General features: G+C 73.3%; 21 protein-coding genes and 1 tRNA gene. 17 read left to right on the top strand and 5 right to left on the bottom strand.

Annotated features, from left to right (window positions below; translation table 11 throughout):
- Positions 1-4 precede the first annotated feature (4 nt).
- On the bottom strand, positions 5-427 hold the full coding sequence (locus ACQP2P_RS42280) for a hypothetical protein (RefSeq protein ID WP_433610785.1): 423 nt from the start codon (positions 425-427) through the stop codon (positions 5-7).
- Between the two features lie 157 nt (positions 428-584).
- Here ACQP2P_RS42280 and ACQP2P_RS42275 point away from each other — a divergent pair, with 157 nt between their 5' ends.
- The 10 genes from ACQP2P_RS42275 to ACQP2P_RS42230 all read left to right on the top strand — a co-directional run bounded on the left by ACQP2P_RS42275 (position 585) and on the right by ACQP2P_RS42230 (position 9,200).
- Positions 585-1,280 (top strand): LppU/SCO3897 family protein, encoded by a 696-nt coding sequence (locus tag ACQP2P_RS42275; RefSeq protein WP_433610783.1) that lies wholly within the window; start codon positions 585-587, stop codon positions 1,278-1,280.
- A 121-nt stretch (positions 1,281-1,401) separates the two neighbouring features.
- Entirely contained in the window at positions 1,402-1,728 is a 327-nt protein-coding gene (locus tag ACQP2P_RS42270; RefSeq protein ID WP_433610781.1) for a PadR family transcriptional regulator, read from the top strand.
- An 85-nt stretch (positions 1,729-1,813) separates the two neighbouring features.
- The gene (locus ACQP2P_RS42265; protein WP_433610779.1) at positions 1,814-2,734 is read left to right on the top strand and encodes an HAAS signaling domain-containing protein; all 921 of its coding nucleotides are present in this window, start codon (positions 1,814-1,816) and stop codon (positions 2,732-2,734) included.
- 10 nt (positions 2,735-2,744) lie between these two features.
- Positions 2,745-3,437 carry a uracil-DNA glycosylase gene (locus tag ACQP2P_RS42260; RefSeq protein WP_433610777.1) on the top strand — a complete coding sequence of 231 codons (693 nt, stop codon included), beginning with the start codon at positions 2,745-2,747 and terminating at the stop codon, positions 3,435-3,437.
- 9 nt (positions 3,438-3,446) lie between these two features.
- Positions 3,447-4,190: a DUF4129 domain-containing protein gene (locus tag ACQP2P_RS42255; RefSeq protein ID WP_433610775.1), complete on the top strand. Its 744-nt coding sequence runs from the start codon at positions 3,447-3,449 to the stop codon at positions 4,188-4,190.
- Entirely contained in the window at positions 4,180-4,845 is a 666-nt protein-coding gene (locus tag ACQP2P_RS42250; RefSeq protein WP_433610773.1) for a hypothetical protein, read from the top strand. The genes ACQP2P_RS42255 and ACQP2P_RS42250 overlap by 11 nt, the downstream gene beginning before the upstream one ends.
- The gene (locus ACQP2P_RS42245; protein WP_433080596.1) at positions 4,842-5,831 is read left to right on the top strand and encodes an AAA family ATPase; all 990 of its coding nucleotides are present in this window, start codon (positions 4,842-4,844) and stop codon (positions 5,829-5,831) included. The genes ACQP2P_RS42250 and ACQP2P_RS42245 overlap by 4 nt, the downstream gene beginning before the upstream one ends.
- Positions 5,832-5,837: 6 nt before the next feature.
- Positions 5,838-7,166 (top strand): DUF58 domain-containing protein, encoded by a 1,329-nt coding sequence (locus tag ACQP2P_RS42240; protein WP_433080594.1) that lies wholly within the window; start codon positions 5,838-5,840, stop codon positions 7,164-7,166.
- Positions 7,166-7,741, top strand: a complete 576-nt coding sequence (locus ACQP2P_RS42235) for a hypothetical protein (protein WP_433610771.1) — start codon at positions 7,166-7,168, stop codon at positions 7,739-7,741. The genes ACQP2P_RS42240 and ACQP2P_RS42235 overlap by 1 nt, the downstream gene beginning before the upstream one ends.
- A 94-nt stretch (positions 7,742-7,835) precedes the next feature.
- Positions 7,836-9,200, top strand: coding sequence for an NAD(P)/FAD-dependent oxidoreductase (locus ACQP2P_RS42230; protein ID WP_433610769.1), 1,365 nt, complete (start codon positions 7,836-7,838; stop codon positions 9,198-9,200).
- On the opposite strand, the gene ACQP2P_RS42225 is transcribed toward ACQP2P_RS42230, so the two are convergent.
- Entirely contained in the window at positions 9,197-10,855 is a 1,659-nt protein-coding gene (locus ACQP2P_RS42225) for a hypothetical protein (protein ID WP_433610767.1), read from the bottom strand. The genes ACQP2P_RS42230 and ACQP2P_RS42225 overlap by 4 nt on opposite strands.
- Positions 10,856-11,052: 197 nt before the next feature.
- Between ACQP2P_RS42225 and ACQP2P_RS42220 the strand changes: the two genes are divergently transcribed.
- The 3 genes from ACQP2P_RS42220 (at position 11,053) to ACQP2P_RS42210 (ending at position 12,396) form a co-directional block, all read left to right on the top strand.
- Positions 11,053-11,133, top strand: a tRNA-Leu gene (locus ACQP2P_RS42220).
- Between the two features lie 160 nt (positions 11,134-11,293).
- Positions 11,294-12,061, top strand: coding sequence for a Bax inhibitor-1/YccA family protein (locus ACQP2P_RS42215; RefSeq protein ID WP_433610765.1), 768 nt, complete (start codon positions 11,294-11,296; stop codon positions 12,059-12,061).
- Positions 12,061-12,396 (top strand): hypothetical protein, encoded by a 336-nt coding sequence (locus tag ACQP2P_RS42210; RefSeq protein WP_433610763.1) that lies wholly within the window; start codon positions 12,061-12,063, stop codon positions 12,394-12,396. The genes ACQP2P_RS42215 and ACQP2P_RS42210 overlap by 1 nt, the downstream gene beginning before the upstream one ends.
- Before the next feature lie 5 nt (positions 12,397-12,401).
- Here the strand turns inward: ACQP2P_RS42210 and ACQP2P_RS42205 are convergent, their stop codons facing one another.
- On the bottom strand, positions 12,402-13,766 hold the full coding sequence (locus tag ACQP2P_RS42205; RefSeq protein ID WP_433610761.1) for a cystathionine beta-synthase: 1,365 nt from the start codon (positions 13,764-13,766) through the stop codon (positions 12,402-12,404).
- A 29-nt stretch (positions 13,767-13,795) separates the two neighbouring features.
- Positions 13,796-14,146 (bottom strand): YkvA family protein, encoded by a 351-nt coding sequence (locus ACQP2P_RS42200; protein ID WP_433610759.1) that lies wholly within the window; start codon positions 14,144-14,146, stop codon positions 13,796-13,798.
- Positions 14,147-14,583: 437 nt separating this feature from the next.
- Here ACQP2P_RS42200 and ACQP2P_RS42195 point away from each other — a divergent pair, with 437 nt between their 5' ends.
- The 4 genes from ACQP2P_RS42195 to ACQP2P_RS42180 all read left to right on the top strand — a co-directional run bounded on the left by ACQP2P_RS42195 (position 14,584) and on the right by ACQP2P_RS42180 (position 19,404).
- On the top strand, positions 14,584-14,997 hold the full coding sequence (locus ACQP2P_RS42195) for a PPOX class F420-dependent oxidoreductase (protein ID WP_433610757.1): 414 nt from the start codon (positions 14,584-14,586) through the stop codon (positions 14,995-14,997).
- Between the two features lie 55 nt (positions 14,998-15,052).
- Complete coding sequence (locus tag ACQP2P_RS42190) at positions 15,053-16,159, top strand: SGNH/GDSL hydrolase family protein (protein WP_433610755.1); 1,107 nt, start codon at positions 15,053-15,055, stop codon at positions 16,157-16,159.
- Between the two features lie 659 nt (positions 16,160-16,818).
- On the top strand, positions 16,819-17,601 hold the full coding sequence (locus tag ACQP2P_RS42185) for an SGNH/GDSL hydrolase family protein (RefSeq protein ID WP_433610753.1): 783 nt from the start codon (positions 16,819-16,821) through the stop codon (positions 17,599-17,601).
- A 555-nt stretch (positions 17,602-18,156) separates the two neighbouring features.
- On the top strand, positions 18,157-19,404 hold the full coding sequence (locus ACQP2P_RS42180; RefSeq protein ID WP_433610751.1) for an acetyl-CoA C-acetyltransferase: 1,248 nt from the start codon (positions 18,157-18,159) through the stop codon (positions 19,402-19,404).
- A 39-nt stretch (positions 19,405-19,443) separates the two neighbouring features.
- Here the strand turns inward: ACQP2P_RS42180 and ACQP2P_RS42175 are convergent, their stop codons facing one another.
- Positions 19,444-20,373 carry a S1C family serine protease gene (locus ACQP2P_RS42175; RefSeq protein ID WP_433610749.1) on the bottom strand — a complete coding sequence of 310 codons (930 nt, stop codon included), beginning with the start codon at positions 20,371-20,373 and terminating at the stop codon, positions 19,444-19,446.
- Positions 20,374-20,402: the final 29 nt, after the last annotated feature.

Below are 20,402 nucleotides of genomic sequence, written 5' to 3'. Positions count from 1 at the left end.
CGCGTCACCCGGTCCGGCGGACCTCGGCCCGGGACTGCTCGCGGGGCTCGGCGTCGTCGCGGGACCACCACCAGCCGTACGTGAGCACCCCTTCACTCGGCATGGTGACGATGATCTTCGCCAGGAGGGCGCCCTCGTAGGCGTTGAACACCCCCGGCTCGCTCTGCACGAATCGCGTCACACCCGGCAGCTCCAGGCACGTGACGTGCAGTTCCAGCCGGCCGGCCTCACTCGCGGTGAGGATCGTGTGCTCGACGTGCTGCAGGCCCTTGCTGTCGCTGACGGCCTCGTAGTCCAGCGTGATGGCGTTGCCCCGCACCACCGAGGTCACCTTGATCCGGGCGACGAATGGTCCGGACTCCAGCCCGTCCCCGCGGCCTCGGTAGACACCGGGCGCCGCGGCGAGCCGCTTCAACAGATCGGTCACGGCGCACACCGTAGTACGAGCACGCTCAGTGCTGCGCGCATTGGCCCTCTACCGATATCGTGAGCCGTCTCCAGCGGGTAAGAGGTCGGTTTTCCAAGCTCAACCGGCATTTTGCCCGTTAGGGTGATCTTTGCGGCATACCCCCGGAAGGAAACGCATGTCTGATCAGTACCCGCCGCCCGGCAGCTACCCGCCACCCGGTGGCGGGGGTTACCCGCCGCCCGGCGGCGACCAGCCGCCGTACGGGCAGTCGTCCGGCGCCCCGTACGGCCCGCCCTCCTCGGGTTCCCCGTATGGCCCGCCCTCGTCGGGCTCCCCGTACGGTCAGCCCTCCTCGGGCGCCCCGTACGACCAGTCCTACGGCCAGCCGCCGGCGTCCGGCTCGCCGTACGACCAGCCGGCCTACGGTGCCCCGGCCGCGCCGCCCGGTGGCGCGCCGTTCGGCGCCCCGCCGCCGCCCCCGAAGAAGAGCAGCGCCGGCAAGATCATCCTGATCATCCTCGGCGTCATCGCGGTGCTCGCGATCGTCTGCTGCGGCGGCACGTACCTGTTCGCCAAGGACAAGTGGAACGAGTTCGTCAACTCCGACGCGTCCAACGCCAAGGTCGGCGACTGCCTGGCCGGCGACTCGATCAGCGACAGCACGTCGAAGAACGTCAGTGTGAAGATCGTGAAGTGCGACGACGCGACCGCGAAGTACAAGGTCGTGGGCATCAAGAACGGCGTGTCGCAGACCGAGTCCCTGAAGGACGAGGCCACCGTCTGCGACGCGTACTCCGACGCGAAGTACGTGCTGTGGCAGGGCACCGACGTCAGCAGCGGTGACGCCCTCTGCCTCGACGACGCCAAGTAAGGCGCAGCAAGAACCGGCAAGACCTTCGCAGGGCGGTCCGCATCCATCGCGGGCCGCCTTTTTGCGCGTCGCGGTCCTACGCGCTTGATACTACTGTGCATTGCGTACTACTCTGCTTGCCGTGGACACCACCCAGCTGCTCAAGGGGGTGCTCGACCTCGCCGTTCTCGCCGTGCTGCGCGACGAGGACGGCTACGGGTACGACATCCTGCGCCGGCTGCGCTCGGCCGGCCTCGACGACGTCGGCGACGCGTCGGTCTACGGCACCCTCCGCCGCCTGTTCCAGGCCGGCGCGCTGACCACCTACGTGGTGCCCAGCGAGTCGGGACCGCATCGCAAGTACTACGCGCTCAACGCCGCCGGCCGGGCCCAGCTCGCCCAGTCCGGCAAGGTCTGGACGGGCTTCGCGCAGACCATGGACCGGCTCATCGGGGAGGAGGCGGCATGAGCGGTACGGAGCGAAGCGGAGTGGCCGCTCATCAGGGAGATCAGGTCCTGTCATGCCGGTGCCGGAGCGAAGCGGAGGTGGCGGCATGATCGCGCCGAGTGGCAGCAGCATAGAGATCGACTACTACCTCGAACGGGTCGGGGAGGCGCTGGCCGACCTGCCGCAGGAGGTGCGCGACGACCTCATGGAGGACCTGCCCGCGCACTTCGCCGAGGTCCTCGAGGAGCAGGGCGGCTCGCTGGTCGAGCGGCTCGGCCCGCCCGCCGCCTACGCCGCCGAGCTGCGCGCCGCGGCCGGCATCGAGGCCGGGGGCCGCAACGTCAGCGCCGCCCGGATCGACCTGGAGCGGCTGCGCGGCCGGCTGCGGACCGTGGACGCGCGCGGCGGGCGGCTCATCGGCTACGAGCACGCCACCGACTTCCTGCGCCTGCTGCGCCCGGCCTGGTGGGTCGCGCGCGGGGTCGCCATCGTGGTGCTGATCTTCGCGATGGACATCCTGCCGACCGACCGCATCGACGACCCGCTCGGCTGGGTGCTCATGGCCGCGGCCGTGATCGTCTCGGTGCGGCTGGGTGCCCTCGGCCGCCCGCGCATGCACCGCTTCGTCGGCTACGGGATCACCGCCCTCGGCGTGATCGGCGTGCTGGTCATCGCCGTGAACCTGGACCGGCTCGGGGGCTCGCACACCTACCTGCCGCAGTCCTCGTACAACCCGTACGAGGGGGTCGTGGACGTGTACCCGGTGGACCAGGACGGGCGGCCGCTGCAGAACGTCACGCTGTACGACCAGAACGGCAACCCGATCTCGATGGGCGACGCGTGGCGCTGCTACACGGGCCAGGAGCCCGAGCCCCGGGCCACCCCCGCCTACCCGCTGTGCCCGCTGGGCCGGACGGCACCGACCCCCTCGGTCACGCCGACCACGACCCCCTCCGTCACAGCGTCCAGCAGCCCGAGCACCAGCCCGAGCACCAGCCCGAGCGGGAGCCCGTCGGCGTCCGGCTAACGTCTGAGCTGTGGAAGACGCGCTCGACCGGCTCGATCAGGAGATCTCCGAGTGCCGCCGCTGCCCCCGGCTGGTGGCGTGGCGGGAGGAGGTCGCCACCGTCAAGCGCGCGGCCTTCCGGGACCAGGAGTACTGGGGGCGTCCGGTGCCGGGCTTCGGCTCGCACCGGGCGCCCATCGCCATCCTCGGGCTCGCCCCCGCCGCGCACGGCGGCAACCGCACCGGCCGGATCTTCACCGGCGACCGCTCCGGCGACGTGCTCTTCGCGGCGCTGCACCGCGCGGGCCTGGCCAACCAGCCCACCAGCACCTCCCGCGACGACGGACTCACGCTGACCGGCCTGCGGATCTTCTCCGCCGTGCGCTGCGCCCCGCCGGACAACAAGCCCACCCCGGCCGAGCGCGACACCTGCGCGCCCTTCCTGCATCGCGAGCTGCGCGAGATCGCCCCTGACCTGCGCGTGGTGATCGCCCTCGGCGCATTCGCGTGGGCCGCCTTCTGGCCTGCGCTGCGAGCCGTCTACGGTGTAGCACCGGCAAGGAAGGTACCGTTCGGCCACGGGACCCTGTGGCAGGCCGAACGCGCCCCGGCGTTGCTCGGTTGTTACCACGTGAGCCAGCAGAACACCTTTACCGGTCGGCTCACGCCAGGAATGCTGGACGAGATTCTCGCCCGGGCGAAGCAGCTCGCCGGGCCTGCTTAGAGCGACGGGATGCTGGTGGAGGCTCGGGACCGCACCTTCAGCCGATGGTGGCCGGTGCTGGGTGTCATCGCCGTGCTCATCATCGGCGGGCTGGCGTCGTCCATGTCCACGCTGGAGATCAACAACGTGCCGGTGGCGACGCCGGCCGTGGACCAGCCGACCCCGACCGTCGTGGCCACGAGCGACCAGCAGGAGGCCGAGCCGCCGCCCGACCCCGGGCGCAACGAGGAGCTCGAGATCCCGGGCTGGGTGCTGACCGGCGCGACCGCGCTGTGCGGGCTGCTCGTCCTGGTCCTGGTCGGCAGCCTGGTCTACTACCTGCTGACCAACCGCACCGCCAAGCCCAAAGCGCGGGTCTTCGTCGAGCCCGAGGCCCCCCGCCCGATGACCGCGGGCGCGGCCGAGGAGGTCATGGCCGCCGTCGAGGCGGGCATCGTCGAGCTCAGCGACACCGACACCGACCCCCGCCGGGCCGTGATCGCCTGCTGGGTGCGCCTGGAGCGCGCCGCCGCGGCCGCCGGCACGCCGCGCCTGGTCGGCGACAGCCCGACCGAGCTCGTCACCCGCCTGCTCGCGGCCCATCAGGTGAGCCGCGCCACGCTCGAGGGCTTCGCCGAGGTGTACCGCGAGGCCCGCTACGCCACCCACCCGGTCGGCGAGCGCTCCCGCCAGGACGCGATCGGCGCCCTGCGGCAGATCCGCGCCGAGCTCGCCGGCGTCGGCGCGCGCGGGGGTGAGCCCGGTGCCCCGTGACGAGCAGGTGGTCGGCCTCGACGAGCTCTTCGACGGCGGCCCCGCGGTCCCGCGCCGCGAGCAGGCGCCGCGCCCCGCCCGCCGCCCGTCGCGCCCGTTCGACTGGCGCTGGTGGGTGCGCCGGCTGTTCGTCGCCGTCGCGCTGACCACGGTCGGCGGCGGCATCCTGTACTTCGTCGGCTACACCCTGCAGTACGCGCTCGTGCTGCTCGTCATCGTCGCCATCCAGGTGATCCGGGAGATGCTGCAGCAGGTCCGCGCCGACGAGCTGCCCGCCACCCTGACCGGCGTCGGCCTGGAGCCGGTCGCCCGGCCGCGGGAGGGGCGGCGTCCGGATCGGGCGCCCGGGCGGCGCGACCTGCGCGACGCGATCCCGTCCGGCGACGGCATCCTGCTGGCCGTGGCCAAGTGGGACGACCGGTTCGTGTGGGGCGAGCGCGACCCGAACCGCTTCGCGGCCGTCGTCGTGCCCCGCTTCACCGACCTGGTCGACGCCCGGCTCCGCCAGCGCCACGGCATCACCCTGGCCGGCCAGCCGGAGCAGGCGCGCCGGCTCGTCGGCGAGGAGCTCTGGCAGCTGCTGCACTACACACCGTCCCGCGTGCCCAGCCCGCAGGACATAGCATCGATCGTCGCAAAGGTGGAGGCGCTATGAAGACGCTCGCACCGGCCGAGGTGGGCCGGATCGCCAAGGTGGTCCTGGACCAGGTCGGCACGGTGGTCGTCGGCAAGCGCGACTCGCTGGAGCTGGTCCTCGCCGGGATTCTGGCCGGCGGCCACGTGCTGCTGGAGGACCTGCCCGGCCTGGGCAAGACGCTGACCGCGCGCTCGTTCGCCCAGGCGCTCGGCATCGGCTTCCGCCGCCTGCAGTTCACGCCCGACCTGCTGCCCGCCGACGTCACCGGCTCGTTCCTCTACGACCAGCGCAACCACGAGTTCTCGTTCCGGGCCGGGCCGGTCTTCACCAACCTGCTGCTCGCCGACGAGATCAACCGCACGCCCCCGAAGACCCAGTCCGCGCTGCTGGAGGCGATGCAGGAGCGGCAGGTCTCCGTCGAGGGCGCCACCTACCGCCTCGACGCGCCGTTCCACGTGCTCGCCACCGCGAACCCGATCGAGTACGAGGGCACCTACCCCCTGCCCGAGGCCCAGCTCGACCGGTTCCTGCTGCGGGTGTCGTTCGGCTACCCGGAGGCCGACGAGGAGTGGGACGTGCTGCGGCGGCGGATGTCGCGGCGGCAGGAGGAGGCGATCCTCGAGCCGGTCGTCGACTCCGAGACGCTGCTGGCCATGCAGGCGGCGCTCGAGGACGTCATGGTGGAGGACTCGATCGGGCGGTACATCGTCGCCCTGACCGCCGCCACCCGCGTGCACCCGCACGTGCTGGTCGGCGCGTCCCCCCGCGGCTCCCTCGCGCTGCTGCTGCTGTCCCGCGCGTCGGCGGCGCTGAGCGGCCGGGACTACGTGGTGCCCGAGGACGTCAAGGCGGTCGCGATCCCCGCCCTGGCCCACCGCATCTCGCTGCGCCCGGAGATGTGGCTCAAGCGCATCGACCCGCGCTCCGTCGTCACCGAGGTGCTGGCCCAGACGCCGGCCCCGGCCAGCGGGGCGCTGCCGTCCTACGGCGGTCGCCGTGGCTGAGGTCCGATGAGCGAGCGGGGGGCACCCCGGTCCCACGCGCGGGCGTTCGAGCCGACCCGCGCCCTGGGCCGGGCCGTGCTGGTCACCGGGGCGCTCGTGCTCATCGCCGTGCTCACCGGCCGCTTCGACCTGGTGGTCATCGCCGCGCCGTTCGCCATCGGCACCGCGGTGTCGCTGGTTCGCCGTCCGCGCCGCGGCCCCACGGTCGAGGCCGTCGCGGCCGAGCCGTTCCTGGTCGAGGGGGCCGACCTCGGCGTCTCGATCAACGTCGGCAACCCGAACCCGGCCGGCTTCGACCTGGTCGTGGTCCGCTCGGTGGTCCCGCGCTGGGTCCGGCTCAAGCACAGCGACCGCCCCTACGCGGTCACCGTCGACGCCGGGACGATCTCCGGCGTCGACCTCGAGGGCCGGGTGCTGCGCTGGGGCCGCCACCCGCTCGGCCCGGTGACCGCGCACGCCGTCGCCTCCGACGGGCTGCTCGTCGGCCGCGCGGTGCAGACGCCGCCGCTGCCGCTCAAGGCGTACCCGGCGACCGAGCACTTCGACGCGGCCGAGGCGATGCCCCGCGCGGCCGGGCACGTCGGCGGCCACCGCTCCCGCCGGCCCGGCGAGGGCGGCGAGCTCGCGGGCGTGCGCCGCTTCGGCCCCGGCGACCGCCTGCGCCGCATCGACTGGCGGGTGTCGCTGCGCACCCGCGAGATCCACGTCGTGAGCACCCTCTCCGACCGCGACGCCGAGGTCGTCGTGCTGCTCGACGCGCTGCACGAGGCCGGGCGCTCCGGCGGCATCGACGGGCGCGCCTCCGTGCTCGACATCACCGTGCGCGCCGCGGCCGGCATCGCCGAGCACTACCTGCACCGGGGCGACCGGGTGGCGCTGCTGCAGTACGGCGGGACCGTCCGGCACCTGCGCGCGGCCAGCGGCCGGCGGCACTACATGACCGCGCTGGAGTTCCTGCTCGACGTCGCCGCCGGCGAGCAGGCCGACGAGCCGCCGCCGTCGTCGTTCGGCCCGCACATGATCCAGGGCAACGCGCTGGTGATGGTGCTCACCCCGCTGCTGGACGTGCGCAGCGCGGCGATGCTGGCCAACCTGGCCCGCGCCGGAAGGTTCGTGGTGGCCGTGGACACGCTGGCGGATCCGGTCCTGCGTCTGCGCGCGACCGGCAAGTGGGGCGACGTCGCCCAGCGCATGTGGCGCCTGGAGCGCGAGGCCATCATCGGCCAGCTGCGGGAGCACGGCGTGCCGGTCGTCGCCTGGGGCGGGGCCGGCAGCCTCGACGAGGTGCTGCAGGGGGTCGCCCGCGTGGCGGTCGGGCGGACGGTGACGGCGTAATGCTGGACGAGCTGGCGGAATACTGCTCTGGCCGCATCGGCCGCCTGCGGGACAAGGCCGGGCGGGCCGCGGCCGGGCCGCTGCTGGTCCGCGGCGCGATCGTGCTCTTCGCGGCGCTGAGCCTGGTGCTCGCGTTCCCGGCCGAGGTCATGCGCAACGTGGCCGCCATCGTGCTGGCCGCCATCGTGGCGCTGCTGCCCGCGACGTTCCCGCGCTCGCGCCTGCCCGGGCTCGCGATCTTCGCGTGCGCGTTCGGCTGGGTGCTGGGGCCGCTGCTGTACGGCGAGAGCGTCTCCGTCCCCCGGCTCATCGGGCTCTCGACGGCGCTGTACCTCATGCACTCCATGGCCGCCCTGGCCGCGGTGCTGCCCTACGACGCCGTGGTCTCCCCGGGCGTGATCAGCGGCTGGCTGCTGCGGGCCGGCGCGGTGGTGGCCGTGAGCGCGGTGGTCAGCGTGGCGATGCTGTTCCTCGTGCGGGCGACGATCGGTCCCGTGTTCCTCGTCGCGTCCCTCGTGGGGGTCGCCGCGGCCGGTGTCCTGGCCTATCTCGTGGCCCGCCGGGTGTCCGGCTGACCCCCTGTGGCCCCGGTTACAGGCCTGGTAACGAGGGTTACATGTGTCCGGCCTGCGGCAGTGCAGAGCGACGGTCGTCCCTAGCGTTGAAGCCGTGGCTGCGAAGCGAATCCTGATCGTCGGGGCCGGGCACGTCGGGCTCTATGCCGCCCTGCGCATGTCCAAGAAGCTCCACCGGCACGAGGCTGAGGTCACCGTCGTCGACCCCCAGCCCCACATGACCTACCAGCCGTTCCTGCCGGAGTCGGCGGCCGGCAACATCTCGCCCCGGCACAGCGTCGTCCCGCTGCGCCGCGAGCTCAAGGACTGTCACGTGCTGTCCGGCACGGTGACCAGCATCGAGCACGCGCGCAAGGTCGCGATCGTCCAGCCGATCATCGGCCCGGCGCGCGAGGTGCCCTACGACCACATCGTCGTCGCGCCCGGCTCGGTCTCGCGCACCCTGCCGATCCCCGGCCTGCGCGAGCAGGCGGTCGGCTTCAAGACCATCGGCGAGGCCGTGTTCCTGCGCAACAGCGTGCTGGACCGGCTCGACGTCGCCGCGACCACCGACGACGAGGCCACGCGGCGCCGCGCGCTCGCCTTCGTCTTCGTCGGCGGCGGCTACGCGGGCGTCGAGGCGCTGGCCGAGATGGAGGACATGGTCCGGGGCGCGCTGCGGTACTACCCGGAGATCCCCCGCGACGAGGTCCGCTTCGTGCTCGTGGAGGCGGCCAACCGCATCCTGCCCGAGGTCGGCGCGGAGATGGGGGCCTACACCGCGGTCCAGCTGACGCGGCGCGGCATCGACATCCGCCTCGGCACGCGGCTGGAGTCGTGCGTCGACGGCCTCGTGCGGCTCTCCGACGGCGACGCCTTCGAGGCCGACACGATCGTGTGGACCGCGGGCGTCAAGCCGCACCCGATGCTCGAGGACACCGACCTGCCCAGAAGCCCCCGCGGCGCGATCACCTGCAAGCCGACGCTGCAGGTCGTCGACGCCGAGGGCAACGTGGTCGAGGGCGCGTGGAGCGCCGGCGACTGCGCCGCGGTGCCGGACCTCACCGCCGGGGACCCGGGCGCGCTGTGCTCGCCCAGCGCCCAGCACGCGGTGCGGCAGGCCGCCCGGCTCGCCGACAACATCGCGGCGGTGGTGCGGGGCCGGGCGCCCGTCGACTACCGGCACAAGCACGTGGGCTCGGTCGCCGGGCTCGGGCTCTACAAGGGGGCCGCGCGGGTGTACGGCATCAAGGTCCGAGGCGTCCCGGCGTGGTTCATGCACCGGACGTACCACCTCAGCCGCATCCCCACCCTGAACCGCAAGATCCGAGTGCTCGTGGACTGGACCCTGCAGCTCGTGCTGCGCCGCGAGGTCGTCGCGCTCGGCTCCCTGCACGAGCCGCGCGAGGCCTTCACCGAGGTCGCGGTCCCGATCCCGCTGCCCGTGCGGGGCCAGACCGGCGAGAAGAAGGCGGCCTAGCTCCGGGCTCGCCAGACCCACACGTCGGCGACGCGTTCGCCGGGGCCGAGCAGGGCGTCGAGGGTGCTCTTGAGCGCCGCGGCGCCCCGCTGGCCGTCGGCGAGCACGAAGCACGACGCGTGCCAGTAGGCGGCGTCGCGGCGCAGGTCGATGCGATCCTGGTCGGTGAGCACCGGCGGGCTGTCGTTGGCCACCACCCGGTGCAGCAGCTGCGACGTCGGCCGCGGGAAGACGCCAACGGCCGAGCCGCCGCCGTCGCCGTACGGGCCGATGAACCAGCCCTGCGGGGTCGCGAACGACACGGCGGTGGCCGCGGCCCAGCGCATCGCCTGCGGGTCGTTCCAGTCGGGCAGCGGCACCGGGACGATCGTGCCGTCGCGGGGGGCGCAGCCGCGCCAGTACCCCTCGGTGAAGAACTTCGGCACCGGGGCGCGCTCGGCGGTGGGCAGCGGCCTCGGGGCCAGCGGCACGAGCGCGGCCACCACCGCGACCGGCGCGAGCAGCCGGAGCGTCTCGGTCTGGGTCAGCGCGGCGTGTACCACGCTTGCGAGCACGAATCCGAGCAGCGGGACGGCGGCCAGCGCGAAGCGGGTCGGCAGCGCCCACTCCACGATCGGGACGTGGGCGATCAGGGAGTACGGCGCCCACTGCTCGGTGCGCTCGTGCCCGACCACGACGTGCGGGCCGAGCGCGAGCGCGCACAGCACGATCGACACCACCGTGCACGCCACGACGGCCGGGCGGCGCCACATCCACAGCGTCGCGCCCAGGACCACGATGAGCACGGGGGCGCCGAAGAAGGCGGTGTACTCCGCCGGCCCGCTCGCCAGCCGCGCCGCGCCGTCGCCGCCGGCCAGCGAGAGCGGGGAGATGGCCGCGAAGCTCTTGAGGTCGGCCGAGTAGAACTCCGGCTTGAACACGCCGCCGTGCGCGCTCTGCGGTCCGCGGAACTGCAGCCAGATCGGGAACACGAGCGCGACCAGGGCGACGGCCGCGGCGACGCCGAGCCCGATGCCCAGCGACGGCAGCACGTGCCTCGGGATCGGCCGGGTGGTCGCGGCGAACGCGAGGCAGAACAGCGTGAGGGTGACGGCGGCCAGGAGCAGGACCTCCTCGCCGAGGAAGAACTGCGCGACGACCAGCCCGCCCAGCAGCAGTCCGAGCCGGGCACTGCGCTGCCCCTTGGCGAGGCTGAACACGCACCAGGCGATCGCGGGCACCAGCCAGGCCGCGGTCATGTGCAGGTGGCCGTTGGACTGGCTCACCATGCCCGGCGCGAAGCCGCAGAAGGCGCCGCCGACGAGCGCGGCCAGGCGGTGGAGCCCGGCGGTGCGGGCGAAGAGGAGGTACCACCCGGCGCCGTTGGCCGCGAGGTTGAACCCGGTCACGACCGCGAACGTCACCGGCGCCCCGAACGCGAGGGTCAACGGGGCGAAGAGCACGCCGAGCCCGACGAGCGAGGCGTTGCCGAGCACGTTGATGCCCTCGGGCGCGTTGAGCGCACCGGTCACGAAGTGCAGGTCGCCGCGGTACGCTCGGGTGGCGTAGGCGAGAAACCACTCGTCGAGGGCCTGGTCATTGGCGTTCAGCGCGAGGCCGCGACCCGCTGGATCGGCCCAGAGGCCCCGCGTCAGCAGGGCGGCCGCGAGCACCATGAGGGAGCACGCGGCAAGGTCGCTAATCCATAAGCGGCGAATGCGCAATGGCTGCGCGGCCGGTGTTTCATGGTCAACCGGCGCAGTGCCCGCCTCGTCGGTCTGTGGGGCGCTGGTCACCCGGACGACAGTAACGGCCAACCCCTTGTCGGTGTTGGGGGTTCGTCGGACGGGCTACCGTGAGATCGCGTTTCTACGCCCGGGTGGTGGAACGGCAGACACGGCCGCCTTAAAAGCGGCTGCCGCGAGGCGTGCGGGTTCGAACCCCGCCCCGGGCACCGAGTTTGCTGGTCGACACCCCCTCACGATTCCCACGAGTCCCCACGCGTTCCGTCATTGTCCGCGACCGTAACGTCGGGCTGTATGGTGCCCGTTTCGCGCGGGCGGGTTCGCGGTACCCTGGGCTTACACGTGAATGAGAGCCCATGGAGGCCGATCGTGCAGAGTTCGAACCCGGTGCTCACCCGCCTTGGCGAGGCGGCGCGGGCTTCCCGTTACGAGACCGCGTATCCGGGCGCGCCGACGCGCGCCATGACCATGGACGACGTCGTCGTCCGGACCGTCGCCCTGCTCGCCATCACCGGCGTGGTCGGGGCCGGCGCATGGATCCTGTTGCCGGCCAGCAGCCCGGTGACCTTCTTCGCGGCCTTCATGTCCGGCATCGCCGGGCTCGTGCTGGGCCTCGTCATCTCGTTCCGCCGGGTCACCAGCCCCGCGGTGATCATCCCCTACGCGGCGCTGCAGGGCGTCGCGCTCGGCATCATCAGCCGCGCGTTCGAGAGCTGGTTCTCGGGCATCGTGCTGCAGGCCGTCGTCGGCACGTTCGGCATCTTCGCCGTGATGGCGGTGCTCTACAAGCTCAAGGTGCTGCGAGCGACGCCGCGCTTCACCAAGTTCGTCATCGGCGCCCTCATCGGCGTCGTGGTCCTGTCGCTCGCCAACTGGCTGTTCTACATGTTCGGCGTCAACCTGGGCCTGCGTGAGTACACGATGAACGGCCAGGTCAGCTGGCTGCCGATCGTCTTCAGCCTGGTGATCATCGGCGTGGCCGCGCTGACCTTCATCCTGGACTTCGACGCGATCGAGCAGGGCGTGCGCTACGGGATGCCGGAGAAGTACGCCTGGTACTGCGCGTTCGGCATCCTCGTGGGGCTGATCTTCCTGTACTACGAGATCCTGCGCATGCTGAGCTACCTGCGCCGCTGATGACGCACGACGATCAGCTCGACACCGCGGTGCGCAAGCTGGTCGGCCAGGTCTCACACTGGACGCCGCCCCGATGGGCGGCGTCCAGTCTGTCGGTCTCCGGGCTGTCCGGGCCCAGCCGGGCCGACCTGATGCACGACCTTGTGCAGTGGATGGCCGACCGGTGCGCGGAGGCGGAAGGCCGGCCGCCGCTGCCCGTGCCCCGGCTCGACAACGACCTGGCCCTGCCGGACCAGCTGCAGGTGGTCGCGGCCGACCTGCGCCGCTTCGCCCCGCTCGCGGTGCGGCAGGACGCCGCGGCCCGCATCACAGCGGTCCGCGGCGCCTTCGGCTAGACGACTCAGGTCAGGTGGGCGAGCAGGTCCTGGCGGGTGATGACGCCGGCCGGCTTGCCGTCGATGAGCACCACCGCGGCGTCGGCCTTCTCCAGCAGCGCGACCGCCTCGCTCACGGGCTGGCCGCCGCCGATCATCGGCAGCGGGTCGCCCATGTGCCGCTCGACCATGTCGTGCAGGTGGGCGTGGCCCGAGAACAGCGCGTCCAGCAGGTCCCGCTCGGCGATCGAGCCCGCGACCTCGCCGGTGACGACGGGCGGCTCGGCCTTGAGCACCGGTAGCTGCGAGACGCCGTATTCGCGCATGTAGTCGATCGCGTCGCGCACGGTCTCGTTGGGGTGCACGTGCACCATGCCTGGCACCCGGCCGTCCTTGCCGACGAGGACGTCGGCGACCGTCGGGGTCTGCTCGGCGGTACGCAGGAAGCCGTACCGGGCCATCCAGTCGTCATTGAAGATCTTGGAGAGGTAGCCGCGGCCCCCGTCGGGCAGCAGCACCACGACCACGTCGTCCGGGCCGGCCTCGCGGGCGACCTTCAGCGCGGCGGCCACGGCCATGCCGCAGGAGCCGCCGACGAGCAGGCCCTCCTCGCGGGCCAGGCGGCGGGTCAGCTCGAACGAGTCCTTGTCCGACACCTCGACGATCTCGTCGCAGATGGTGCGATCGTAGGTCGTCGGCCAGAAGTCCTCGCCGACCCCCTCGACGAGGTAGGGGCGGCCGGTGCCGCCCGAATACACCGAGCCCTCGGGGTCGGCCCCGACGACGCGCACGCGGCCCTCGGAGGCCTCCTTCAGGTAGCGCCCGGCGCCGGAGATCGTGCCGCCGGTGCCGACGCCCGCCACGAAGTGGGTGACGCGGCCCTCGGTCTGCTCCCAGATCTCGGGGCCGGTGCTCTCGTAGTGCGAGCGCGGGTTGGCCGGGTTCGCGTACTGGTCGGGCTTCCAGGCGCCGGGGATCTCCCGGGCCAGGCGGTCGGAGACGTTGTAGTAGGACCGGGGGTCCTCGGGGGCGACGGCGGTGGGGCAGACCACGACCTCGGCTCCGTAGGCCCGCAGGACGTTCTGCTTGTCCTCGCTCACCTTGTCGGGGCAGACGAAGACGCAGCGGTACCCCTTGAGCTGGGCCACCAGCGCGAGCCCGACGCCGGTGTTGCCGGACGTGGGCTCGACGATCGTCCCGCCCGGCCCGAGCAGCCCGGCCTTCTCGGCCTCCTCGACCATCCGCAGCGCGATGCGGTCCTTCACGCTGCCGCCGGGATTGAGGTATTCCACCTTGGCCAGGACGGTGGCGGAGATGCCCGCGGTGACGTTGCGGAGCCGGACCAGGGGCGTGTTGCCCACCATCTCGACGACGTTGTCGTAGTAGCGCACGCCGCCAGCGTATCCGGCCCGCCCGCGGGCTACCCGACGACGTGTCCGGGAATGATGTGCTCCCGTTGCTTCTCCCACTCCAGGAAGCGCTCGAGCTCGTCCATCAGGGCGCCGGCGAAGTACCCGGCCACGGCCAGGTCGTCGACGAGCCCGAAGACCAGCAGGAACGCCTCCGGCACGGCGTCGATGGGGGAGACGATGTACGCCCCGGCGACGGCCAGCATCGCCAGGCGCGTGCCGCCGTCGTACTGCCCCTTCATCGTCGCCTTGATCATGCGCGGGATCGCTCCGAGCCGCCGGCCGATTCCGGGGGTGTCGGAGCGGAAGACGCGCGCGAGCGCCGTCCACGCCATCCTCCGTCGCAGCGCACTGTCCGCCATGGTGACCGCCCTCTCTGCCTTGCTTCGAATGTAACGGTGCTCGTCACCATGTGCCGGAGTCACTGTCGGCTCCTGGACCGGTTCGTCCCCGCGGAGCGGGTGTTCGTCCGCCTCATCCGGGCGGACCGGCCGCTTCGTCCGCTTTGTCGCGGCGAGCGGCGGCTTCGTCCGCTTTGTCGCGGCGAGCGGCGGCTGTGTCCGCTTTGTCCACAGCGAGCGGCGGTTGCGTCCGCTTTGTCCGCGTGGAGCTGCCGCTGTGTCCCTCTGCAGCGGCCATTTCGTCCGTTTCGTCCACGGCGAGCAGCTGCTGCGTCCGCTTTGTCCGCGGGCAGCTGCTTTGTCCGCGTGGGGCCGGCTGTTCTCGTCCGCGCGGCGGGTGCTTCGTCCGCGCGGACGAGAACGGCCGGCCACGAGCCGGACTGAGGGACAATGGCGACATGGATCTCGATGAGGCTCGTGCCGTTCTGGCGGACCAGCACCAGGCCGTGCTCGCCACCCGCCGAGCCGACGGCGGGGTGCAGATGTCGCCGGTCGTCGTCGCGGTGGACGCCGAGGGCCGCGTGGTGATCAGCAGCCGCGAGCCCGCCTACAAGGTGCGCAACCTGCGGCGGGACCCGCGGGCGGCGGTGTGCGTGCTGCCCGACGGGTTCTACGGCCGGTGGATCCAGGTCGAGGGTGAAGCTGAGATCATTCCGCCCCCGCAGAGTGTTGAAGGTTTGATCGACTACTACCGGCGGGCATCCGGACGGGAACACGACAACTGGGATGAATATCGCGCCGCAATGGTTGCGGAACAGCGGGTGCTGATTCGGATCACCCTGCTGCGAGCGGGGCCGGACCGGTCCGGATGAGCGACGTTTAGTTGGAGGGCGGGGGTTAGCCTCGGGGGCCGCGGGGACCTCGGGGATGGAAAGGGCGGGGGCGGTGAAGCTGCAGTCGGAGCGGGTGAAGCGGATAGCCACGGCGGCGGTGGTCGGTGGCGGTGGCGTAGCCGGGGCGGGCGCGCTGTTCTACGGGTTGGTGCTGGGCCAGGCGCTGCTGGCGCGCAAGACGATTCCCCAGGTGGTGAGCCCGCCGCCGCGCGCGAACGGGCTCTACGGCACCCAGTTCGAGGGGCCGCCGGTGCGGCTGGTGGTGCTGGGGGACTCCTCCGCCGCCGGGTACGGTGCGCTGAGCCCCAGCGAGACGTTTGCCGCCGCGGTGGCGGCCGGGCTGGCCGAGCAGTTGCGACGGCCGGTCTGGATGCGCTGCCTGGCCGTCGTCGGGGCCGAGTCCAAGGGTCTCCCGCCGCAGGTGGAGGTGGCCCTGCGCCAGCATCCGGACGTCGCCGTCATCTGCATCGGCGGCAACGACGTGACCCACCGCGTGCGCATCCCGACCGCCGTGCGGCACCTGGTGCGCGCGGTGCGCGTATTGCGTGAGGCGGGCGTCGAGGTCGTCGTGGGCACCTGCCCCGACCTGGGCACCATCCGGCCCATCCAGCCCCCGCTGCGCTGGCTGGCGCGGCGCTGGAGCCGGCAGATGGCCACCGCGCAGACGATCGCGGTCGTCGAGGCCGGCGGCCGGACGGTCTCGCTGGGCGACCTGCTCGGCGAGCTCTTCTACGCCGAGCCCGACCGGATGTTCAGCCTCGACCGGTTCCACCCGTCCGGCGCCGGATACCTGGCCGCCGCCCAGGCCGTCCTGCCCACCGTCGTCGCCGCGCTCACCGAGCCGGCCCCGGTCGCGGGCGCGATCGCGGCCCCGGCTCGGGCGCTGGCGGCCGGCGAGGGTGTGCGGGCGCTGCCGCAGGCCGCGGCGGAGGCCGCGCACCGGCCGGGCACCGAGGTCAGCGCGGCCCAGGTGGCCGGGCACGACCGGGGTCCGGCGGGCCGCTGGGCCCAGCTGCGCCGGCGGGTCTGGCACCGGCTCCCGCAGCAGGCCGACCGCACCCCGGACCGGGCCACGGACCGAGCCGCGGACCAGGCCACAGACCGGGCCACGGGCCGGGCTGCGGAGCCGGCGGACCGGTGACCGGGACCGGCGTGGACAGTCCAGGCCACGGGCCGGGCTGCGGAGCCGGCGGACCGGTGACCGGGACCGGCGTGGACAGTCCAGGCCACGGGCCGGGCTGCGGAGCCGGCGGACTGGTGACCGGGACCGGCGTGGACAGTCACGCGCCGGCGGCCCGGACCGGTCCTCCCTGCGGCCGTGGGTCGGCGGTCCGGAGCGGTCCCTCGGGCGGCCGGGGGGCGGCGGCCTGGGGCGGTCGTTCGGGTGCCCGCAGGCCCAGGGGACGGCGGCCTGGGACGGCGGCCTGGGGCGGTCGTCCGGGTGCCCGCAGGCCCAGGGGACGGCGGCCTGGGACGGCGGCCTGGGACGGCGGCCTGGGGCGGTCGTCCGGGTGCCCACAGGCCGGCGGCCGGGGCGGCCCTTCGGGCGGTCCTTCGGGCGGTCGTGGTGCGGCGCTCGGCGGTGGGTGTGAGTCCGCGGGGCGGAGAGGGTATTGGGCCATCACGTGATACCGGTGGCACGCTGCGTAGCCCGGCGACTTGGAGCCGGTCCGGGAGTCGGCGGGAACGGGCGGAGAGTGGTTTCCGTCACTTTGTGTTCCGCAGTTCGTCCGGATTTGCCCCTTGTTCGTGTCACCCGGACCGTGATTCGATTGACTCGCTCGGAACGGAGGTGACGGCGTGAGTGTCGTCAAGCGCCTCGCCCAGCTCGCGACCGTCACGGTGATCGCGGGCACGGTCGGCGGGGCCGCCGTGCTCGCCGCGCAGGCGGTTGCCGCCCGCACCCGCCCCTACGCGAAGCCCGACATGCGGCTCGCGATGCGCTCCTCGATCGGGGGTGCCGGGAAGCCGCCCATGCGCCTGGTGCTGCTCGGCGACGCGACCGCGCTCGGCGTGGGGGTCGAGCGGGTGGCGGACACCGTCGGCGGTCAGCTCGCGGCGCTGCTGGCGGCCGGGGCCTCGGGCCGGCGGGTCGAGCTCTCCAGCGTCGCCGTGTCCGGATCACGCTCCTCCGACCTGGCCACCCAGGTCGCCCGGGCGCTCGTCGGGCCGGTGCCGGACGTGGCCCTCGTGCTCGTCGGCACCAACGACGTCACCCACGCCGGCCGGGCCTCGGACGCGGCCGAGCACCTCGGGGCGGCCTGCCGGCGGCTGCACGACGCGAGCATTCCCGTGGTCGTCGGGACCTGCCCCGACTTCGGCGCCCTGCGTGCCTTCGCGCCGCCGCTGCGGCAGCTTCTCGGGCTGCGGAGCCGGCGGATGGCCCGGCTGCAGGCGGCCGCGGCGGGGGCCGCGGGCGCGGTGGTGGTCGACCTGGGGGCGCGTACCGGGGCGGTGTTCCGGGCGGACGCGGGGACGCTCTGCCACGACGGCTTCCATCCGTCGGCGGACGGGTATCGGGTCTGGGCGCACGCGCTGCTGCCCGCCGTCGAGGAGGCCGCGGCGGTGCGCCGGGCCGCGTAGGCGCGGCGACCGTCGGATGACCTGCCGTGAGGACTTGCCGGCGGAGGCGGCGACCGGCCGTGTGCTGGCCGTGTAGGCGCGGCGGTCGTCGGGTGAGCTGCCGTGCGGACTGGCCGCCGGGAGACGGCGACGGGCCCTGCGCCGGCCGTGTAGGCGCGGCGACCGTCGGGTGAGCTGCCGTGCGGACTGGCCGTCGGGAGGCGGCGACCGGCCGTGCGCTGGCCGTGTGCTGGCCGTGTAGGAGCGGCGGTCGTCGGGTGAACTGCCGTGAGGACTTGCCGCCGGGAGGCGGCGACCGGCCGCGCGCCGGGCGGCGCCGGACCGGCGGGCGTGGGGTGACCGGGCGCGAGCCTCTGCGTCCGGCGGGGAAGCGAAGGGTGACCAGCCGCGGGCCTGGCAGCGTCGGCGCGCCAGCGCCCAGTGGTGTCTGGCGGGAGCGACGGTCCGGACCACCGCGGACCCGAGTCATGGTGCCTTGGATTGCGCACGTCGTGTGACAATTTTGGCGGGGCGAAGGCGGATGGGCCGGGGTTACCTCGAAGTAGCATCCGAGGTATGCCGGAAGCTGTCATCGTTGCCACCGCCCGGTCCCCGATCGGCCGTGCCGTCAAGGGATCGCTGCGCGACCTCCGCCCCGACGATCTTGCCGCCACCATCGTCCGTGCCGCCCTCGACAAGGTGCCGCAGCTCGATCCGCGCGCGATCGAGGACCTCTACCTGGGCTGCGGCCTTCCCGGCGGCGAACAGGGCTTCAACATGGCCCGCGTGGTGAGCACGCTGCTCGGGTTCGACCACCTGCCCGGCGCCACGACCACGCGGTACTGCGCATCGTCGCTGCAGACCACGCGCATGGCCTTCCACGCGATCAAGGCCGGCGAGGGCGACGTGTTCATCTCGGCCGGGGTCGAGTGCGTGTCGCGGTACGCGCGCGGCAACTCCGACGCCCTCCCGCCCGACGCGCAGGCGGCCGTCGGCGGGCCGTGGCAGAACCCGGCGTTCGCGGACGCCTACGCGCGCACGACCAAGCGCTCCGAGGGCGGCGCCGACGCGTGGCACGACCCGCGTGAGGACGGCGAGCTGCCCGACATCTACATCGCCATGGGGCAGACCGCCGAGAACCTGGCCGAGGTCGAGGGCGTCACCCGGCAGGACATGGACGAGTTCGGCGTCCGGTCGCAGAACCTCGCCGAGGAGGCCATCAAGAACGGCTTCTGGGCCCGCGAGATCACCCCCGTCACCACCCCGACCGGCGAGGTCGTCTCCACCGACGACGGGCCGCGGGCGGGCGTCACGCTCGAGGGCGTCGCCGGGCTCAAGCCGGTGTTCCGGCCCGACGGCCGCGTGACCGCCGGCAACTGCTGCCCGCTCAACGACGGCGCGGCCGCGGTGGTCATCATGAGCGACACCAAGGCCCGCGAGCTCGGGATCACGCCGCTGGCCCGGATCGTCTCCACCGGCGTGACCGCGATGTCGCCGGAGATCATGGGCATCGGCCCGGTCGAGGCCTCGCGCAGCGCGCTGCGGCGGGCCGGGATGACCATCGACGACGTCGACCTGGTCGAGATCAACGAGGCCTTCGCGGCGCAGGTCATCCCGTCGTACCGGCAGCTGGGCATCCCGCTGGAGAAGCTCAACGTCAACGGCGGCGCGATCGCGGTCGGGCACCCCTTCGGCATGACGGGCGCGCGCATCACCGGGACGCTCATCAACTCGCTGAACTGGCACGACAAGTCCATCGGCCTCGAGACGATGTGCGTCGGCGGCGGTCAGGGCATGGCGATGGTGCTGGAGCGGCTGAGCTGACGTTGCTGTTGGGGGACCCCGAACCCCCCACCCGGGCGCTCACTCCAGTGGGGCCGGGACGGCGACCACGTCGACCAGGGCGTCCTTGCGCAGCACCGTGATCGGCAGTCGCGTGCCGATCGCGGCGCCCAGCATCAGCCGCAGCACGTCCTGCACGCCGGTGATCGGTTTGCCGCCGGCGCTGAGCACCACGTCGCCCACGTAGAGCCCGGCCAGCCCGGCCGGGCTCCCGGGCACCACCTCGGCCAGCCGCAGGCCCTTGGACTGCCCCAGGCGCTGCGCGAGGGGCGGCGGGAGCGGCACGGTGGCCCCGGCCACCCCCAGCCAGGCGCGCCGGACGCGGCCGGTGGCCATGAGCTCGGACATGATCAGGCGGGTCGTGCCGTTGATCGGCACCGCCAGGCCGAGCCCGATCCCGGCCACGGCTGTGTTGATCCCGACGACCCGCGACGCCGAGTCGGCCAGGGCGCCGCCCGAGTTGCCCGGGTTCAGGGCCGCGTCGGTCTGGATGACGTCGTCGATGAGGCGGGCGTGCCGCCCGTCGCGCACGGGCAGCGAGCGCCCGAGTGCGGAGACCACGCCGGCGGTGACCGAGCCGGCCAGGCCCAGCGGGTTGCCCACCGCCACGACGAGCTGGCCGATGCGCAGGTCGTCGGCGTTGCCCAGGGTCGCCGGGGGCACCCCGGCCTCGCGGATGCGCAGCACCGCCAGGTCCGCGAGCGGGTCGGCGCCGACCACGTCGAAGCGGGTCTGGGTGCCGTTGGTGAACTCGGCGACGCCCCCGTCGGCGCCGGCGACGACGTGCGCCGAGGTCAGGGTGAAGCCGTCCGGGGTGTAGACGACGGCCGAGCCGGCGCCCTCGCCGCGGCGGCTGCGCACGGTCAGGCTGGCGACGCTCGGCAGCAGGGTGGCCGCCACGGTGGAGACGACCCGGCTGTACGCGTCGAGCGCATCGATTTCGGGGTCCATGCGAGCAGGAACACCGGCGACGCCCCTTC

The sequence above is a fragment of the Dactylosporangium sp. CA-139114 genome (assembly GCF_050955725.1).
In the GTDB taxonomy this organism is placed as follows: domain Bacteria; phylum Actinomycetota; class Actinomycetes; order Mycobacteriales; family Micromonosporaceae; genus Dactylosporangium.
The sequence above is the reverse complement of the archived record's forward strand: the minus strand, read 5'-3'. Positions and strand labels throughout refer to the sequence as shown.

Excerpts from the sequence above, each read along its gene's own strand:
- ACQP2P_RS42275 (WP_433610783.1), top strand. The coding sequence starts at position 585 with ATGTCTGATCAGTACCCGCCGCCCGGCAGCTACCCGCCACCCGGTGGC.
- ACQP2P_RS42265 (WP_433610779.1), top strand. The coding sequence starts at position 1,814 with ATGATCGCGCCGAGTGGCAGCAGCATAGAGATCGACTACTACCTCGAA.
- ACQP2P_RS42255 (WP_433610775.1), top strand. The coding sequence starts at position 3,447 with ATGCTGGTGGAGGCTCGGGACCGCACCTTCAGCCGATGGTGGCCGGTG.
- ACQP2P_RS42245 (WP_433080596.1), top strand. The coding sequence starts at position 4,842 with ATGAAGACGCTCGCACCGGCCGAGGTGGGCCGGATCGCCAAGGTGGTC.
- ACQP2P_RS42240 (WP_433080594.1), top strand. The coding sequence starts at position 5,838 with ATGAGCGAGCGGGGGGCACCCCGGTCCCACGCGCGGGCGTTCGAGCCG.
- ACQP2P_RS42235 (WP_433610771.1), top strand. The coding sequence starts at position 7,166 with ATGCTGGACGAGCTGGCGGAATACTGCTCTGGCCGCATCGGCCGCCTG.
- ACQP2P_RS42225 (WP_433610767.1), bottom strand. The coding sequence starts at position 10,855 with ATGGTGCTCGCGGCCGCCCTGCTGACGCGGGGCCTCTGGGCCGATCCA.
- ACQP2P_RS42210 (WP_433610763.1), top strand. The coding sequence starts at position 12,061 with ATGACGCACGACGATCAGCTCGACACCGCGGTGCGCAAGCTGGTCGGC.
- ACQP2P_RS42200 (WP_433610759.1), bottom strand. The coding sequence starts at position 14,146 with ATGGCGGACAGTGCGCTGCGACGGAGGATGGCGTGGACGGCGCTCGCG.
- ACQP2P_RS42195 (WP_433610757.1), top strand. The coding sequence starts at position 14,584 with ATGGATCTCGATGAGGCTCGTGCCGTTCTGGCGGACCAGCACCAGGCC.
- ACQP2P_RS42190 (WP_433610755.1), top strand. The coding sequence starts at position 15,053 with ATGGAAAGGGCGGGGGCGGTGAAGCTGCAGTCGGAGCGGGTGAAGCGG.
- ACQP2P_RS42180 (WP_433610751.1), top strand. The coding sequence starts at position 18,157 with ATGCCGGAAGCTGTCATCGTTGCCACCGCCCGGTCCCCGATCGGCCGT.
- ACQP2P_RS42175 (WP_433610749.1), bottom strand. The coding sequence starts at position 20,373 with ATGGACCCCGAAATCGATGCGCTCGACGCGTACAGCCGGGTCGTCTCC.